At 61.0% G+C, this 16,874-nt stretch carries 16 protein-coding genes; 3 read left to right on the top strand and 13 right to left on the bottom strand.

Going from position 1 to position 16,874, the window contains the following annotated elements:
* Positions 1 to 38 precede the first annotated feature (38 nt).
* From betC to GLP43_RS06980, 4 genes are all read right to left on the bottom strand, one after another.
* Complete coding sequence (gene betC, locus GLP43_RS06995) at positions 39 to 1,547, bottom strand: choline-sulfatase (protein WP_237278752.1); 1,509 nt, start codon at positions 1,545 to 1,547, stop codon at positions 39 to 41.
* Positions 1,544 to 2,119 (bottom strand): choline-binding transcriptional repressor BetI, encoded by a 576-nt coding sequence (gene betI, locus GLP43_RS06990; RefSeq protein ID WP_237278751.1) that lies wholly within the window; start codon positions 2,117 to 2,119, stop codon positions 1,544 to 1,546. Before betI ends, betC begins: the two co-directional genes overlap by 4 nt.
* Positions 2,120 to 2,241: 122 nt before the next feature.
* Entirely contained in the window at positions 2,242 to 3,144 is a 903-nt protein-coding gene (locus GLP43_RS06985) for a DMT family transporter (protein ID WP_237278750.1), read from the bottom strand.
* Between the two features lie 37 nt (positions 3,145 to 3,181).
* Entirely contained in the window at positions 3,182 to 3,778 is a 597-nt protein-coding gene (locus tag GLP43_RS06980; protein ID WP_237278749.1) for a LysE/ArgO family amino acid transporter, read from the bottom strand.
* Positions 3,779 to 3,978: 200 nt separating this feature from the next.
* Here GLP43_RS06980 and GLP43_RS06975 point away from each other — a divergent pair, with 200 nt between their 5' ends.
* On the top strand, positions 3,979 to 4,218 hold the full coding sequence (locus GLP43_RS06975) for a hypothetical protein (protein WP_237278748.1): 240 nt from the start codon (positions 3,979 to 3,981) through the stop codon (positions 4,216 to 4,218).
* Between the two features lie 147 nt (positions 4,219 to 4,365).
* Here GLP43_RS06975 and GLP43_RS06970 read toward each other — a convergent pair whose 3' ends face one another.
* Positions 4,366 to 5,106 (bottom strand): YebC/PmpR family DNA-binding transcriptional regulator, encoded by a 741-nt coding sequence (locus GLP43_RS06970; RefSeq protein WP_005852303.1) that lies wholly within the window; start codon positions 5,104 to 5,106, stop codon positions 4,366 to 4,368.
* Positions 5,107 to 5,264: 158 nt separating this feature from the next.
* On the opposite strand from GLP43_RS06970, the gene GLP43_RS06965 reads away from it, so the two are divergent.
* The gene (locus GLP43_RS06965) at positions 5,265 to 7,037 is read left to right on the top strand and encodes an SLC13 family permease (RefSeq protein ID WP_237278747.1); all 1,773 of its coding nucleotides are present in this window, start codon (positions 5,265 to 5,267) and stop codon (positions 7,035 to 7,037) included.
* 79 nt (positions 7,038 to 7,116) lie between these two features.
* Here GLP43_RS06965 and GLP43_RS06960 read toward each other — a convergent pair whose 3' ends face one another.
* From GLP43_RS06960 to mgtE, 4 genes are all read right to left on the bottom strand, one after another.
* Complete coding sequence (locus GLP43_RS06960; RefSeq protein WP_237278746.1) at positions 7,117 to 8,889, bottom strand: SLC13 family permease; 1,773 nt, start codon at positions 8,887 to 8,889, stop codon at positions 7,117 to 7,119.
* A gap of 150 nt (positions 8,890 to 9,039) precedes the next feature.
* Complete coding sequence (locus GLP43_RS06955; RefSeq protein WP_237278745.1) at positions 9,040 to 9,852, bottom strand: TIGR00282 family metallophosphoesterase; 813 nt, start codon at positions 9,850 to 9,852, stop codon at positions 9,040 to 9,042.
* A gap of 77 nt (positions 9,853 to 9,929) precedes the next feature.
* The gene (locus GLP43_RS06950) at positions 9,930 to 10,490 is read right to left on the bottom strand and encodes a 5-formyltetrahydrofolate cyclo-ligase (RefSeq protein ID WP_237278744.1); all 561 of its coding nucleotides are present in this window, start codon (positions 10,488 to 10,490) and stop codon (positions 9,930 to 9,932) included.
* Positions 10,487 to 11,890, bottom strand: a complete 1,404-nt coding sequence (mgtE, locus tag GLP43_RS06945) for a magnesium transporter (RefSeq protein ID WP_005852296.1) — start codon at positions 11,888 to 11,890, stop codon at positions 10,487 to 10,489. The genes GLP43_RS06950 and mgtE overlap by 4 nt, the downstream gene beginning before the upstream one ends.
* Before the next feature lie 117 nt (positions 11,891 to 12,007).
* Here mgtE and guaD point away from each other — a divergent pair, with 117 nt between their 5' ends.
* Positions 12,008 to 13,300: a guanine deaminase gene (gene guaD, locus GLP43_RS06940; RefSeq protein WP_237278743.1), complete on the top strand. Its 1,293-nt coding sequence runs from the start codon at positions 12,008 to 12,010 to the stop codon at positions 13,298 to 13,300.
* 81 nt (positions 13,301 to 13,381) lie between these two features.
* On the opposite strand, the gene GLP43_RS06935 is transcribed toward guaD, so the two are convergent.
* The 4 genes from GLP43_RS06935 to GLP43_RS06920 form a co-directional block, all read right to left on the bottom strand.
* Positions 13,382 to 13,816: a CAP domain-containing protein gene (locus tag GLP43_RS06935; RefSeq protein ID WP_237278742.1), complete on the bottom strand. Its 435-nt coding sequence runs from the start codon at positions 13,814 to 13,816 to the stop codon at positions 13,382 to 13,384.
* Positions 13,817 to 13,883: 67 nt separating this feature from the next.
* Positions 13,884 to 15,224, bottom strand: coding sequence for an 8-oxoguanine deaminase (locus GLP43_RS06930; RefSeq protein ID WP_237278741.1), 1,341 nt, complete (start codon positions 15,222 to 15,224; stop codon positions 13,884 to 13,886).
* On the bottom strand, positions 15,221 to 16,015 hold the full coding sequence (gene hisN / locus GLP43_RS06925) for a histidinol-phosphatase (protein ID WP_237278740.1): 795 nt from the start codon (positions 16,013 to 16,015) through the stop codon (positions 15,221 to 15,223). The genes GLP43_RS06930 and hisN overlap by 4 nt, the downstream gene beginning before the upstream one ends.
* Positions 16,016 to 16,084: 69 nt before the next feature.
* A complete protein-coding gene (locus tag GLP43_RS06920) occupies positions 16,085 to 16,459 on the bottom strand; it encodes a helix-turn-helix domain-containing protein (protein WP_132996908.1) in 375 nt (124 codons plus the stop codon).
* Between the last annotated feature and the right edge of the window lie 415 nt (positions 16,460 to 16,874).

The raw sequence follows: 16,874 nt of genomic DNA, 5'->3' as shown, positions 1-16,874 counted from the left end.
TTATTGGTTTGGTTGCCCGCACCCCTTGGGCAGTCGTTCTATTCGCCGCGCGGAAAACGTTTGTTGTCTTCCAGCACGTTCAGATCCATGTGGTTGCGCATGTATTGCTCTGACGCATTGCGCAGCGGCTGGTGATCCCACGGATAGTACCCGCCCTTGCGCAGCGCCTCGTAGACGACCCAGCGGCGGGCCTGACTTTTACGGACATCTGCGTCGAACGCGGCCAGATCCCAGCGGGCGTCGGCCTTGGCCGACAGGGTGAGCCGCGTGCCCTGATGGGCAGGTTCTTCCGCAAGGTTGGTCAGTTCGTGCGGATCGGTTTCCAGATCGAACAGTTGGTCAGGGTCAAGCGCGCAGCGGTTGAACTTCCACTTGCCGTAGCGCAGTGACACCATCGGCGCGTAAGACGCCTCTGCCGCGTATTCCATCGCGACGGGTTCGGTGCGTTCCACCCCCTGCCCCATGGGCACCAGCGATTGCCCTGTGGTCCATTCCTGCACCTCGTCCATTGAAACGCCTGCCAGATCACAGACGGTGGGGCAAACGTCGATATTGCTGACCGGCGTGGTCTGCAAGCCCGGTGCCATCTGCGGGGCGGCGATCATCATCGGCACGCGGGACGAGCCTTCGAAAAAGCTCATCTTGAACCAAAGCCCCCGCTCGCCCAGCATATCACCGTGGTCCGAGCAGAAGATGATGATCGCCTCTTGGCGCGTGTCTTCAAGCGTTTGAAGGATCTCACCGATCTTGTCGTCAAGATAGCTGATGTTGGCAAAGTAAGCCTGACGCGAACGTGTGATGTCGCGTTCGGTGATGTCAAAGCTGCGCCAGTCGTTCGCGTCAAAGATACGTTTGGAATGGTTGTCCTGATTTTCATACCCCAGATCGGGCACCTCGGGCAGCAGGTGGTCGCAATCGTTGTACAGATCCCAGTATTTCTTGCGCGCGACATAGGGGTCATGCGGGTGCGTAAAGCTGGCGGTCAGGCACCACGGGCGCGGATCCAGACCGCGGGACAGATCGTAAATCTTGCGCGTCGCCTCATAGGCCACGGCGTCGTCATATTCCATCTGGTTGCTGGTTTCCGCCACACCTGCGCCGGTCACCGACCCCATATTATGATACCACCAGTCAATGCGTTCCCCCGGCTTGCGATAGTCCGGCGTCCAGCCGAAATCGGCGGGGTAGATATCGGTGGTCAGGCGTTCCTCGAACCCGTGCAACTGATCGGGGCCGACGAAATGCATCTTGCCCGACAGGCAGGTCTGATAGCCCGCACGCCGCAGATGGTGGGCGTAGGTGGGCACGCTCGACGCGAACTCTGCCGCGTTGTCATAGACGCCTGTGGCCGACGGGAGCTGCCCCGACATGAACGCCGCACGCCCCGGCGCGCATAGCGGGCTGGCGGTATAGGCGTTCTTGAACCGCGTCGACCGCGCCGCCAGCTTTTTGAGGTTCGGGGCATGTAGCCAGTCGGCGGGGCCGTCGGGAAACAGCGTGCCGTTCAACTGGTCGACCATCAGGATAAGGATATTGGGCTGGGTCATTCTTTGGCTCCCACAAGCATATGCAGCACCGACAGGGCGCGGTCGCTGGCGGCGCGGGCGCTGCCTTCGTCCGACAAGGCGGCACGCAGGTAAAGACCGTCGATCAGGGCGGCCAGCGTATCGGCGTCCCCGGCCGGATCATCCGAGATCGGGCGCAGCGCATAGGTCAGGTTCGACCGCAGCCGCTTTTGATACACCACCAGCAAACGGTAGGTTTCGGTATTGGTCCGCGAGGAAGCATAGAGCGTCATCCAGGCGCTGACCGTTGCCGGATCGAAATAGCTTTCGTCAAAGCTCGCGCGGATGATCGCCTCGGCCCGTCCCAGGGGGGATTTGTTCAGACGCAGCTCGCGACGGACCTCGGTGCTGTATTCCGTCAGGATATAGCGCATGGCCGCGAGGAATATCTGGTCCTTGCCGCCAAAATAGTGGTGCGCCAACGCCGAGGACATCCCCGCGCGGCGCGCGATTTGCCCGACCGTTACATCCAGTGATTGCGCCGCACCGATTTCGGCAATCGTCGCTTTGACCAATGCGTCGCGGCGAATAGGCTCCATTCCGACTTTGGGCATAAAGAATCCTTAGTAGGTTGATAGCATCTGGCCATCAAAACTACGTTGATTGACTAGTAAGTCAATAAAAACCTGAGAGCGGATCAACCCAAGGTTTAGTCACGATCTGGCAAATTGTGTTGCTAGAATTTGGTCGCCGGCGTGGCGGGCGTGATCTGGCGTTTCAGCATCGCCTCGCGCCATGTGATAAAGGTCACCGACCCAAGGATCACCGCCCCGCCAAGAACGACCCAGATATCAATGGGTTCAGCAAAGACGATAGCACCAAGGGCCGTGGCCCAGACCAGTTGCAGGAAGGTCACCGGCTGGGTCACCGTCAGCGGTGCTGCGGCAAAAGCCAGCGTCATCGTATAGTGACCTGCGGTTGCAAAACAGGCGACAGCGGCGAGGATTCCGATCTCCTCCCACGTGGGGGTAATCCAGTTGGCAAGCGCGAAGGGGGCCAGAAACAGCGTCACGAACAGCGACATCATCGCGACGACGACCGACGGACGCACCTCATCCGCAAGCACTTTGGCCAGCAAATAGGCCCCACCAAACACCACCGCCGCGATCAGCATCGCGAAATGCCCGCCGGTCAGCTCTCGAAACCCCGGTCGCAGAATGATCGCGGCCCCGACCAGCCCCAGCACGACCGCAATGATACGGCGCAGGGCCAAGCTCTCGCCCAGAAAAAGCGCGGCCCCGATGGTGACATAGATCGGCGCAAGATAGTTCATCGCCGTCACCTCGGCGATAGAGATACGGGTCATGGCGTAGAACCACAGGATGACGCCCACCCCATGCAGCCCGCCGCGTACCGAAAAAAGCGCCCATTGGCGGCGTGACAGCTTTGCCTCGCGCAGCGCGCCAATCGCGGGCAGCAGGAACACCAAGCCAAAGCCATAACGGATAAATGCAGCTTCGGAGGACGGCAGGCGCGGGCCCATATGTTTGACCAGGGCGGTCACGCAGATGAAACACAGGCCGGTCACGACCATCCAGAAGATACCGGTGACGGGGCTTTGGGGATGTGCAGTTGTCATGGACGCAACATTCCCCAACCCTTCCCCAAGGGCAAGGTCACATCAGCAGAAGTTTCAAAGCAATCGCCCACATGGTCAGCGCAATCACACCATCCAGAATTTGCCAACTGCGCGGCTTGCTGAAAAACGGCCCCAACAGGCGCGCGCCATAGCCCAGGCTGAAAAAGAAAACAAAGCTCGCCGTGACCGCACCTGCCCCGAAGGCAAGGCGGCTTTCATATTGCGCGGCGATGGACCCCAGCAGCACGACGGTATCCAGATAGACATGCGGGTTCAGCCAGGTCAGGGCCAGCAGCGTCAGGATCGTGCGGCGCAGGCTGGTTTGCGCAGCCCCGTCAGCGGCCAGCGCATGGCCGCCCTGCCAAGCCGAGCGGGCGTTCTGAAAACCGTACCAGATCAGGAACGCCGCCCCGCCGTAGCGCATCAGCGTTTCAAACCACGGCACCGCGCTTGCCAGTGCACCGAACCCTGCCACCCCTGCGGCAATCAGCACCGCATCCGACAAGGCGCAGGTCAGGCAGACCCAAAACACATGCTGCAACCGCAAGCCTTGGCGCAAGACAAAGGCGTTCTGCGCCCCGATGGCCAGAATCAAGGTCAGGCCCAAGGCAAAGCCGGGGAAAAAGGCGGTCATATGTCAAAAGCTCCGTCGGGAATCTAAGCCGGTCTCGGGCAAGATGCACCGCCGGACCCCACCCAAAAATAAATTTTCATCCCCTGCAACCCCAACTTTATTGTTGCGGCCGCGAAACATTTGCGTGATTGGGCCCGTTACTACTAGCGAACCACAGATACAGCGCCTATCTGACCCGCATACAACCAAGGAATAATGTCATGTTCGACGACAAACAGAAGCTGGAAATCAGCCAAGATGAATTGGCGCTTATCGAAGCAGCCCTGCACACACAGTCCAAGATCCTGAGCGTTCAGGCAAGCGCAGGCGGATCAAAGGCCTTGGGGCACCTGAACGATGTCAAACGCGTCCTCGCCTCTATCTCGCAGCAGCGCGTGCGCGAAACCTCGGCCAAACCAGCGTGGTGTGGTCTTTTTCGCATGGCGCGCCTTTTGGGATAAATTCGGCCCCAAAAGCTGACATAAAAAAACCGCCCCGCAGCTAAGCCAGGGGCGGTTTTTTTATGTCTTGCGGGGGTGTGACGCAAACGCCTGCCCCCGCCAAAGCAAAGCCCCGCCGCGACATTGATCACTGGCGGGGCGTAAGTGTTACAGCTGCTCCATCACCTCGTCAGAGGCTTCGAAGTTCGCGGTGACCCGCTGCACGTCGTCGTCGTCTTCCAGGGCGTCAATCAGCTTCATCAGCTTTTCCATCCCTTCCAGATCCATTTCGGTCGTGGTGGTCGGACGCCAGACCAGCTTGGTGCTATCGGATTCGCCCAACTCGGCCTCTAGCGCGGTGCTGACATCGTTCAGGTCGGTATCCATGCACCAGATCACATGCCCGTCATCCGAGCTTTCGACGTCTTCCGCACCGGCTTCGATGGCGGCCATCATGACGGTATCGGCATCGCCAACGCTGGCGGGATAGGTGATTTCGCCCTTACGGTCGAACATGAAGCCGACGCTGCCTGTCTCGCCCAGATTGCCACCGTTCTTGGTGAAGGTGGACCGCACGGTCGATGCGGTGCGGTTGCGGTTGTCGGTCATCGCCTCGACGATGACGGCAACACCATTGGGGCCGTAGCCTTCATAGCGGATTTCTTCGTAATCCTCGCCCTCGCCGCCGACGGCTTTCTTGATCGCGCGTTCGATGTTGTCCTTGGGCATGGACTGGCCCTTGGCCTCTTTCACCGCAAGACGCAGACGCGGGTTCTTGTCCGGATCGGGTTCGCCCATCTTCGCCGCGATGGTGATTTCTTTGGAGAGCTTGGAAAACACCTTGGCGCGCAGTTTGTCCTGACGGCCCTTACGGTGCTGGATATTTGCCCATTTTGAGTGACCTGCCATGGTGACCTCACATGCTAAAATTCTCGGTTGGCTCTCTATACGGCAGGCCACGCGCCTGAACAAGCCACCGCGCACGCGGGCGGTATGGCTGGGTTTGGGGCAGACAGGCGCACGGGCGGCTGCTAGGGCTTTGGTCGCAGTTCACGCAAGGTACGCTCATGACCACCGATCAAATCATCCTGTTCACCCTGTTTGCCGCCGTGTTTGGCATGCTCTTGTGGGGGCGGTTCCGCTATGACCTTGTCGCCTTTGCTGCGCTGATGGTTGCCGTGGTGCTGGGGGTGGTCGACAGCAAGGATGCCTTTGCGGGCTTTGGTCACCCTGCGACGCTGGTGGTCGCGCTGGTGCTGATCGTATCGGCGGGGCTGACGCGATCTGGCGCGGTGTTGCTGATCACGCGCACGCTGGTCGATGCCTCGCGTAGCCTTGGCGGGCATATCACGCTGATGGGGGTCATCGGCGGGGTGCTGTCAGCCTTCATGAACAACGTCGCAGCCCTTGCGCTGCTGATGCCGGTCGACATCCAGACCGCCCGCAAAGCCGGACGATCCCCGGGATTGAGCCTGATGCCGCTGAGCTTTGCCACGATCCTTGGCGGCATGGCGACGCTGATCGGGACGCCGCCTAATATCATCATCGCCTCGATCCGACAGGAATCCCTTGGCGCACCGTTTCGCATGTTTGATTTCGCCCCTGTCGGCGGGATTGCAGCGGCGGCGGGGCTGGCCTTTGTCGCGCTGATCGGCTGGCGTTTTATCCCGCAGCGCGAAAACAACGTTCTGGGCCCCGAAGACCTGTCCCCCTATCTGGCAGAGCTGACAATTCCCGAAGGCAATGCCCAGATCGGGAAACGTCTGGCAGAGCTTCAGGACGCAGCCGAGAAGGCCGATGTCGCCATGCTGGGGGTGATCCGGGACGGCAAGCGCCGCTACGGCCAGTCACGCAACCTGCCCCTGCGCGCAGGCGACGCGCTGGTGCTTGAGGCGACGCCCGACGCGCTGGACGAATTCCGCAGCACGCTAGACCTGCATGTCGCCGACGCCGACCGCGAAGACCGCCTGCGCGCCGATGGCGAAGGGGTAGAGATCATCGAGGTCGTGGTCACCAGCGATTCCCGCCTGAACGGCCGGTCGGCTCAGGCGGTTGGCCTGTCGTGGCGGCAACGGTCCGTGCTGTTGGGGGTATCGCGGCGCGGCAAACGCATCACCTCGCAACTGCGCAAGACCGAGCTGCAGGTGGGTGATATTCTGCTGCTGCTCGTGCCGCGCGATACCGCGTCCCATGTGGTCGAATGGCTGGGCGTGCTGCCCCTTGCTGACCGCGGGTTGGCAGTGACCGAAAATCACAAGGTCTGGCTGGCGATCGGCCTGTTTGGCGGCGCAGTCACGGCGGCGAGCTTTGGGTTGGTCTACCTGCCCGTCGCCCTGGGGCTGGTCGTAATCGCCTATGTGCTGGCGCGGATCGTCCCGCTGTCGGAGCTTTACACCCATATCGAATGGCCCGTCGTCGTTTTGCTGGGGTCGATGATCCCGTTGGGGGCTGCGCTTGAAGTTTCTGGCGGGACGGAGCTGATTGCCGGCGCGCTTGTCGGGCTGACCCAAGGGCTGCCCGCATGGGTGGTGCTGACGGTGCTGATGCTGGTCACCATGACCCTGTCGGATGTGCTGAACAACACCGCCACCACCATCGTCGCCGCCCCCGTGGGCATCCAGATGGCGACGAGCCTTGGTGTCTCGCCCGACCCGTTCCTGATGGCGGTCGCCGTCGCCGCATCGAGCGCGTTCCTGACGCCCATCGGACATAAGAACAACACGCTGATCCTTGGGCCCGGGGGCTATAGCTTTGGCGATTACTGGCGCATGGGGCTGCCCCTTGAGATCATCGTCGTCGCGGTGTCCATTCCGGCCATTCTGGTATTCTGGCCGCTTTAGGGCACCCACCCATTGGAGGTGCCGGGGGCCAGCCCCCGGGCCCCCGGGATATTTGCCATTTGGAAGCGCGGGTTCGGCGCTACCAGAAGAGCGGGATCATCATGGAGACGAGCAGCGACATCGACAGGTTGAGCGGAATACCGATGCGCATGAAGTCTGTGAAACGGTAGCCGCCCGGGCCATAGACCAGCGTGTTGGTCTGGTAGCCGATGGGGGTGGCAAAGGCGCAAGACGCCGCGATCATCACCGCCACGACCAAGGGGCGCGGGTCCATGCCAAGCGCGGACCCGAGGCTGATGGCAATCGGGGTCATGATCACCGCCACCGCGTTGTTCGACACGATCTCTGTCAGGGTTGTCGTCAGCAGGAACACCGCGAAGATCACATAGAAAGGCGACAGCGTGCCGAGGAAGGGCGCGATATTGTCAACGATCAGGCTGATCGCGCCGGAGTTTTGCAACCCCGCCCCGACCGCAAGCATCGAGAAGATCAGTGCCAGCAGACGGCCATCGACAAAGCTGAAGGCCTCTTCCGCGTCGATACAGCCCGTGACCAGCACCAGCGCCACAGCAAGCACCGCCAGCAGCAAGATCGGCGCGACGTTCAGCGCGGCCAAGACCACGATCCCCACCAGCGCCGCGATGGCGATCGGGGCGTGTCCACGCCGGAAGGCCCGTGCCGACGGCTGCGAGACGTCGACCATATCCATATCCGAGGCAAGGCGCTGGATATCCTCCATCGCGCCTTCAAGCAACAGCGTGTCACCGACCTTGACGATGAGGTCGTCAAGCTGACGACCGATGTTCTGGTTCCGCCGGTGTACCGCCAAAGGGTATACCCCATAGCGCCGGCGCAGACGCAGCGCCCCGAGCGTGCGACCCACCATCTTGCAGCCCGGCGTGATCAGCACCTCTACGGTCGAGGTTTCCACCGCCGAGACCTGATCGACGCGCTTGAGCTCTTTATTGGCCTGAAGGCTAAGCAGCTCGGTCATCTGGGTGCGCAGAACCACACGGTCGCCGACCCGCAGTTCGACACTGGCCAGATCGCGGCGCAACGACTGATCGCCGCGCACCACGTCGATCAGCCGCACGCCTTCGCGTTTGAACAGCTGCACGTCGAGCACCTCGCGCCCGATCAGGTTGGAGTCGGGCGGGATCACGGCTTCGGTGAAGAATTTCATCTTTGAGCGGTCGGACAGCATATTCGCCATACTGTCGCGCGCGGGCAGCAGTTTGGGCGCAACCACGGCCATATAGATCAGGCCCCAGGCACAGACGACCAGACCGATGGGCAGGATTTCGAAAATGCCAAACGGCTCAAGCCCTTGCGACCGTGCGACACCGTCCACAAGAAGGTTGGTCGAGGTCCCGATCAGCGTCAGGGAGCCGCCCATGATCGCCGCATAGCTCAGCGGGATCAGCAGCTTGGAGGCTTTGGTGCCAAGCGTCTGGCTGAGCTGCACCACGACCGGAATCATCACCACCACCACGGGCGTGTTGTTCATCACCGCCGAGGCCGCCATGACCGCTATGATCACCCCCACCACCGCCGTTTTCGGATGCGTCTTGGCATAGCGTTCGGCCATCCGCGTCAGCACATCCAGCGCCCCCGTGCGCACCAGCGCGCCCATCACGATGAACATCGCGGCAATGGTCCAGGGGGCAGAGTTCTGCAGCACCGCCTGCGCATCGTCATAGGGCAAGATACCAAGCGCCAGCATGATGGCCGCCCCTGACAGGGCCACGACCTCGGTCGGGAGAGATTCGCGCAAGAACATGACAAACATGATCACAACGACGGTCAATGCCAGGATGGCAGAGGTGCTATCCGACAGGTTTAGAAAGTCCATTCAGGTATATCCGGCCTTGGGCAGATGAAAATCAAACTGCAGTGTCGTTGATTGCAACGTCCACGGCAAGCGTCGCCTTGGGGCAAGCGTCAGATGCGCCTGCCCTGCGATATTCCGGATACGGGTTTAAGCGTGCCAGCGGCGACGCGGTCAGGGCGCGCTTTGCTGCAGCTTGCCGCCCTGACGCACGGGCACGATACGGGTCGCCTTGCCGGTGCGGTCGTCGGTCTCAATATAGACGCCGGACAGGGTCGCTTCTTCGTTGGCGGGGGTGAAGCGGTCTTTGGGCATGCCGGTGATGAAACGGCGCAAAGGCTCCGTCTTCTCCATGCCAATCACCGAATGGTAATCGCCAGTCATGCCTGCATCTGTCAGATAGGCCGTCCCGCCCGGCAGGATCATCGCGTCAGACGTAGGCACATGGGTATGCGTGCCCACAACAAGGCTGGCGCGGCCATCACACCAATGCCCCATCGCCATCTTTTCCGAGGTCGCCTCGCAGTGCATATCGACAATCACCGCCGATGCCATGCCGCCCAGAGGGTGCGTCTTGAGCACGGGTTCAAGCGCCGAGAACGGATCGTCAAAGGGGCGTTTCATGAAGACCTGACCAAGCGCTTGGGTGACCAGCACCTTGCGCCCGTTCTTGGCGGTGAACAGACGCGCGCCCTTGCCCGGTGCGTTTTTCGAAAAATTCAGCGGCCGGATGACACGCGGCTCCTGTTCGATAAAGCTCAGCATGTCTTTTTGGTCAAAGGCGTGGTCGCCCAGGGTCAGACAATCGGCCCCTGCGTCCAGCAGCGTTTTGGCGTGGCTGCCAGACAGCCCCATCCCAGAGGTGGCGTTTTCACCGTTCACCACCACAAAATCCAGCTTCCATTCCGTCCGCAGACGGGGAAGGTTTTCGCTGATTGCGCGGCGGCCCGCGCGGCCCATGACATCGCCGAGGAAGAGTATTTTCATGCCCCAAGCGTTAGGCTGCGCAGCGCCGGAGGGCAAGGGGCGGAGCTGCGGTTTTTGCGCGCGGGGTGCGGGCGCGCCTAGGCGATCTCGATCACGCCCGTCTCTGTCACGATCAGATCAAGCGGCTGGTCGGTGGGTTCAAGCGGCAGATCGTCAACTTCTTGCCCCGCAAAGGCAAAACCGATCGCCAAGGTCGCCCGCCGCACACGCAGCTGTTCCAGCGTCCGGTCATAAAACCCGCCGCCATACCCCAGACGCCCGCCAGCGCGGTTGAACGCTAACAGCGGTACAATCACGATTTCCGGGTCAAAGAAATCCTCGACTGCGGGGATCTGAGCGCCAAAGGCACCGTCCACCAAAGGGGTATCCGGGGTCCAGCGCGAAAACCGCAAAGGCTGCGCTGCGCCCATGATCACCGGCACGCCCACGGGGCCGTGGGCTGCCGCCTCGGCCATGGCGGGGCGCGGGTCAATCTCTGTGCGTATGGGCAGAAAACCGGACAGCGGTACGCCGCGATACCCCGCGAGCACTTCGCTCAGATAGCCGGCTTGCGCGGCGTTGGCACCATCAAACAGCGGCTTGCGACGGGCAAAGGCCGCCTTGCGCGCTGCCCCCTTGACCGCCGCCATATCCGTCACAGCAAGACCGCCGCCGCCAGCCCCAGAAAGGCGAAAAAGCCCACGACATCCGTCACCGTCGTCACAAAAGCACCAGAGGCAAGGGCCGGATCCACGCCAAAACGTTCCAGCAGGATCGGGATGCCAGTCCCCGCAAGCCCCGCCACGACCATATTAATCACCATTGCCGTCGCGATCACATAGCCAAGCGCGGGTGACCCGAACCACAGAATACCGACGATCCCCATGATGATCGCGAAAATCAGGCCGTTCACCAGTCCCACAAGACATTCACGCCGGATCACGCGCCAGACATTCGATCCGGTCAAATCCCGGGTCGCGATGGCGCGCACGGCCACGGTCAGACTTTGCGTACCGGCATTCCCCCCCATGGAGGCCACGATGGGCATCAACACCGCCAACGCCACGATCTGCGCGATCGCCGCCTCGAACTGCGAAATCACCATAGAGGCCGCGATGGCCGTCACCAGGTTCACCGCCAGCCAGGGCAACCGCTGCTTGGTTGTCTCGATCACACGGTCAGACAGCGACCCTTCACCAACACCGGCCAGACGCAGGATGTCTTCTTCGTGTTCCTCGTCCAGCACCGACATGGCGTCATCAATGGTGATCACCCCGATCAAACGCCCCTCGTCATCGACAACGGGCGCGGAGATCAGGTGATACTGGTTGAACGCGTAGGCGACATCGCCCTCGTCCCGCAGGGCGGGAATGACCTGAAACGTATCCTCCAGAATGTCGCGCATGGGGGTGGCGCGTTTGGACCGCATCAGCTTGCCAAGGGTGACATTGCCAACAGGGTGCAACCGCGGATCGACCATGACAATGTGATAGAACTGGTCCGGCAGGTCTTCCTCGGGCGTGGCGCGCAGGTGATCAATCGCCTCGCCCACGGTCCAGTGTTCGGGGGCCATGACAACTTCGCGCTGCATCAAACGACCAGCGGAATATTCGGGATAGGTCAGCGCTTGTTCGACAGCGACCCGGTCCGCATCTTCCAGTGCCCCCAGAATGGTCTCGGCCTGCGCATCCTCAAGGTCTTCGATCAGATCGACAACATCGTCGCTGTCCATGTCGCGCACGGCGTCTGACAGCACCTCGGGCGTCAGGATCGCGACGACTTCCTCGCGGATCGATTCGTCGAGCTCCGACAGAATCTCGCCATCGAACTCGCGATCATACAGCCGGATCAGCTTGGTCCGTTCAAAGGCGCTGATCTGTTCCAGAAGGTCGGCGATGTCGGCCGCGTGCAGCGGCTCCATCAGTTCAGTCAGCTTGGCGGCGTCATCAATTTCCACCGCATAGAGAATGGACGCGACGGCTTTTTTGTTCAGCCGATATGCCTCGCCTTCATCCTCGGCGTCGGGGGAGAGTTCAAGTTCCTGTGCGTCGTCAACCATGGCTGCCCCCACTTGCGATTTTGCGCAGACCATAAGCGTGCCACAGCGCGGATACAATGGCGCGGAACCCTGCGCTATCGGATTGTCGGCACGGCAGGCTGCGGTTAGACAGGCGGCATGAAAACACAAACACTTCTCCTCGGCCAAACGCTCCGGTTCACGGGCAATCCCCTCTCTGACCCGTGGGAGGAGACGGTCCATATCGACAGCGCTGGCGGCGTGCTGATCGAGGGCGCGCAGATCAAGGCCGTGGGCCGCGCCGACGACCTGCGCAAGGCGCACCCGCAGGCAACGGTGAAGGACTATGGCGACCGGCTGATCTGCCCGGGGTTTGTCGACGCCCATGTGCATTATCCGCAGACCGCCATCATCGCGAGCTGGGGCAAACGGCTGATCGACTGGCTCAACAGCTATACCTTCCCCGAGGAAATGCGCCTGTCAGACCCCGCCTATGCCCGCGACATCGCCGGGCGCTATCTGGATCTGACCCTGGCCAACGGCACGACTACCGTCTGCACTTTCGCCACCATCGCCCCCACCAGCGTCGACGCGATATTCGACGCGGCGGCAGAACGTGGCCAGCGCATCGTGGCGGGCAAGACCTGTATGGACCGCAACGCCCCCGACGGGCTGCGCGATACGGCGCAATCGGCCTATGACGACAGCAAGACGCTAATCGACCGCTGGCATGGCAAAGGCCGCGCCAGCTATGCGATTACGCCCCGTTTCACCCCGACCTCGACGCCGGAACAACTCGCAGCCTTGGGTGCGCTCTGGACTGAGCGCCCCGACTGCCTGATGCAGACCCACCTGAGCGAACAGGTCGACGAGATCGCTTGGGTACAAGACCTTGTGCCCCACGCTCGCGATTATCTGGACACCTACGAGGAACACGGGCTGGTGCGCGATCGCGCCGTCTTTGGCCACGCCATCCACCTGACCCCGCGCGAGGTCGACCGCCTTGCCGAAAGCGGCGCATCGGTGGTGCATTGCCCCACCTCGAACACCTTCATCGGATCGGGACTGTTCGACATGGCGCATCTCGCCACGCGCCAGATACCGATTGGCTTGGCCACGGACACCGGCGGCGGGTCGTCGTTCTCGATGCTGCGCACAATGGCTGCGGCCTACGAGATCGGCCAGCTGCGCGGCACCCCCACCCATGCGGCGCAGTTGATGTGGCTTGCCACCGCCGGCTCTGCCCGCAGCCTGCATCTGCACGAAAAGATCGGCACGCTCGCTGAAGGGTTCGAGGCTGATATCACCGTGCTCGACCTCGCCTCCACCCCCGCGATCAAGCAGCGCAGCGACAATGCGCACAGCATATGGGATCAGCTTTTCGCCACAATCATGATGGGCGACGACCGCGCCATCAGCGATGTCTGGGTCAACGGGGTGCGCCGAGGCTGACGCCAGTCTCCTTCATTTTGCCTTTAAACTCCCCGCGACGCGTCCCGCAGGCGCGCCTTGCGAGGCGGCTTCGGGCCCATCCTAACAGGGTGCGGCCAGAACCATTGCCCAAATCCGGTCCGGCCCCTGAAATAGGCCAAAACCCGTGGCATTCCGGCTCATCATATTGCGGTAATGCGGTGCCGACTGCGCCCATCCCCGCATGACTTGCGTCAGATCCCCCTGCCCCTTGGCAAGATTCTCGGCCACATAGCACCAGCGATAGCCCTGCGCCCGCACCCGATCACCAACACCAGACCCATCGCGTCCCGTGTGCGCGAAATATCCGTGCCGCGCCATGTCCAGCGCATGTGCCCGCGCGGCGGCCTCTAGCCGTGGTGCATAGGAAAGCGGGGCCATCCCCTGCTGGGCGCGCATGGCATTCAACATCTGAACCGCCTGTGGCTCGGCCCGCAAAGGCGATATCGCGGCAATCATCAGAGCCACCGCCAAAGCCAGCCTGCGCCGAATATTCATACCGTCAACTCCCCCGCCTTCGCGCTGTCTCGGCCTCTACCTTCTCCCGAGATCGGGCCGCTGTTGGTTATATCGCGTCGCGCAGCGCCCGCGCTAATTTGTTTTGCTGCGCTATCTGCGCGGGTAGATCTATGGTCACGATCTGCCCGTCCCGCACGACGCTGCGCCCTTCAACAAGCAAATCGCGGACCGTTGTCGGCCCCGCAAGTAACAGTGCCGCAGGGTCCCAACTGCCGGCGCTTTCAATCCCGCTCACGTCCCAGATGGCGATGTCTGCGCGTGCCCCCAGCTCGATCCGCCCACATTCGGGGCGGCCCAAGATGTCTGCACCGCCGCGCGTGGCAACCTCGAGCGCTTCGCGCGCGCTCATCGCATCCGCCCCGCCAGCAACGCGCTGCAAAAGCATCGCCTGCCGTGCCTCTGCGACCAGATTACCGGCGTCATTGCTTGCGGATCCATCGACCCCAAGCCCTACGGGAACCCCGGCATCTCGCATCGCACGAAGGGGCGCGATCCCCGAGCCCAAGCGGCAGTTCGAACAGGGGCAATGTGCAACGCCAGTCTTGGTCTGCGCGAATAACGCGATCTCGCTCGGGTCGAGTTTCACGCAATGGGCATGCCATACATCGGGCCCGACCCAGCCCAGATCCTGCGCATATTGACCCGGACGACAGCCGAATTGCGCCAATGAATAGGCAACATCCTCGTCGTTCTCGGCAAGATGCGTATGCAGCATCACGCCTTTGTCCCGCGCCAACAGCGCTGCGTCCCGCATCAGGTCCCGACTTACCGAGAAGGGCGAACAGGGCGCTATCCCAACCCGACACATGGAAGAGACCGATGGATCATGAAAACCGTCGATCACACGAATGCAATCCTCCAGTATCGCAGCCTCGCGTTCCACCAAAGCATCAGGTGGCAGCCCACCGTCGCTTTCCCCGATGCTCATCGCGCCGCGCGTAGGCTGAAACCGCATCCCGATCTCTGCCGCGGCGTGTATTGTATCCTCCAACCGGCTGCCGTTCGGATACATATACATGTGGTCCGAGCTTAACGTGCAGCCGGATAAAGCAAGCTCTGCCATCCCCACCTGAGCCGAGACATACATGTGCTCCGGCGTAAACCGCGCCCAGATCGGATAAAGCGCTTTCAACCAGCCAAACAACAGCGCATCCTGCCCTCCCGGCACGGCACGTGTTAAGCTTTGATAAAGGTGGTGATGGGTGTTCACCAACCCTGGTGTCACAACGCATCCCGATGCTTCTATCACCTCCCCTTGTGTTGTCAGGTTTTGCCCCACCGCAGCAATGACACCATCGCGCAGCAAAACATCAGCCGATACCAATTCGCGCCGCGTTTCATCCATCGTCAAAAGATAATCAGCGTTGCGTATCAGCAGTTCGGTCATATCGGACTATTCCTAAGAAACTCTAAAGCTTCGGCGTGAATATCAGCATTGGCCGCCGCAATGGCACGTCCACCATGATGGGCGGGGCCGCCATCCCAGTCTGTAACGATGCCACCTGCGGCTTGGACAAGGGCGATTGGTGCTTGAATATCATAGGGTTGCAGGCCCGCTTCGATGACCAGATCGACCTGCCCCGAGGCCACCAAAGCGTAAGCATAGCAGTCCATCCCAAAGCGCGCCAAACGCGCATGTCGCGCCACCTCGGCAAAGGCGGCCCCTTCGAATGTCGTTCCGACTTCTGGAAAAGTTGTGAAAACGGTCGCCTGTGACAGTGCACGCGCAGCACGCGTCCGTAGCGGATGAACGCCAGACGGACCCGCAACCTCGGCTTGGCCGCTATGCCCTACAAAACGCTCGCGAATATAGGGCTGGTCGATGATCCCGAAAAACGGCCCATCCGCATTGCTGACCGCGATCAACACGCCCCAGGTCGGCGTGCCGGATACAAAACCCCGCGTGCCGTCAATCGGGTCCAAAACCCAGGTGAGCCCAGAGGTACCTTCCGCAGCACCATATTCTTCGCCTAGGATGGCGTCGTTGGGGCGTTCGCGCGCCAAGATATCGCGCATGGCCCGTTCGGCCGCCCGATCCGCTTCCGTCACGGGATCATACCCCGACTGGAATTTGTTGTCCGCTATCAGATCTGCTTGACGAAAATGGGGAAGTATCGCGGCACGCGCGGCGTCCGCCAGCAAATGGCCCACACGCAATATATCGGGATCGGAGTGCATATTTGGTATCATAGCTACCGATCTGACACTTTCGCCAGATCCTTGCAAGATAACACTTCCCGCTAAAGGTTAAGCAACATCACTGAGGACACGCGCCAATTCGAACAGGCGGCGACGCTGGTTTTCGGGAATCGCATAGTAAGAGCGGATCAAATCCATCGCCTCTTTATCGCCGCTCAGATCGGCGGGGATATTGTCCAAGGCCTTTTCGGGCTGCGGCTTTTCGGCTTCCAGACCCTCAAAGAAATGGGCGACGTCAACGTTCAAGGCAAAGGCGATGTCCCAAAGTCTGGACGCGCTGACACGGTTTGCACCGGTTTCGTACTTTTGGATTTGCTGGAATTTTATGCCAACAAGTTCTGCTAAGCGCTGCTGTGTCATGCCCGTCAGCCAACGGCGCTGCCGTATTCGCTGACCAACATGAACATCTACTTTATGAGGCATCACGATCTTCTTTCTAACTCAGCGCCCATAATTTCGACGCTTGTACTTGTGGTGAGGAAGTGACCAATTCACGTGGTCATTTCCGACAAAACGTGCTACTTGCAAATATACTCACCATGCGCAAATAAAATGAAAATGGACATACGTTCAGTTATCATTCCAATCAGCGCCAGCACTTAATCAAGCGTTGTTTCTGCGAGAAAAATACCCCTTATGCGCGAATTGAACGTAGCAAGCGTTCGGAAACTCGCAAAACTTTTTAACTGAGCCGAACAGCATAAATTCGCCGCAATCCTGTGTGTCAGCACTTCAAACACAGTGCGATCCGCTCCCCTCACGCTTAAGAATATCATATTTGTCAGTAAGATAGCCCCACCCATCGGTTTCGCCACTACATTCTGTTCGGGTGCGCGAT

The sequence above is a fragment of the Sulfitobacter sp. M39 genome, assembly GCF_021735935.1.
GTDB lineage: Bacteria > Pseudomonadota > Alphaproteobacteria > Rhodobacterales > Rhodobacteraceae > Sulfitobacter.
This window is presented reverse-complemented; position numbering and strand designations above follow the sequence as displayed.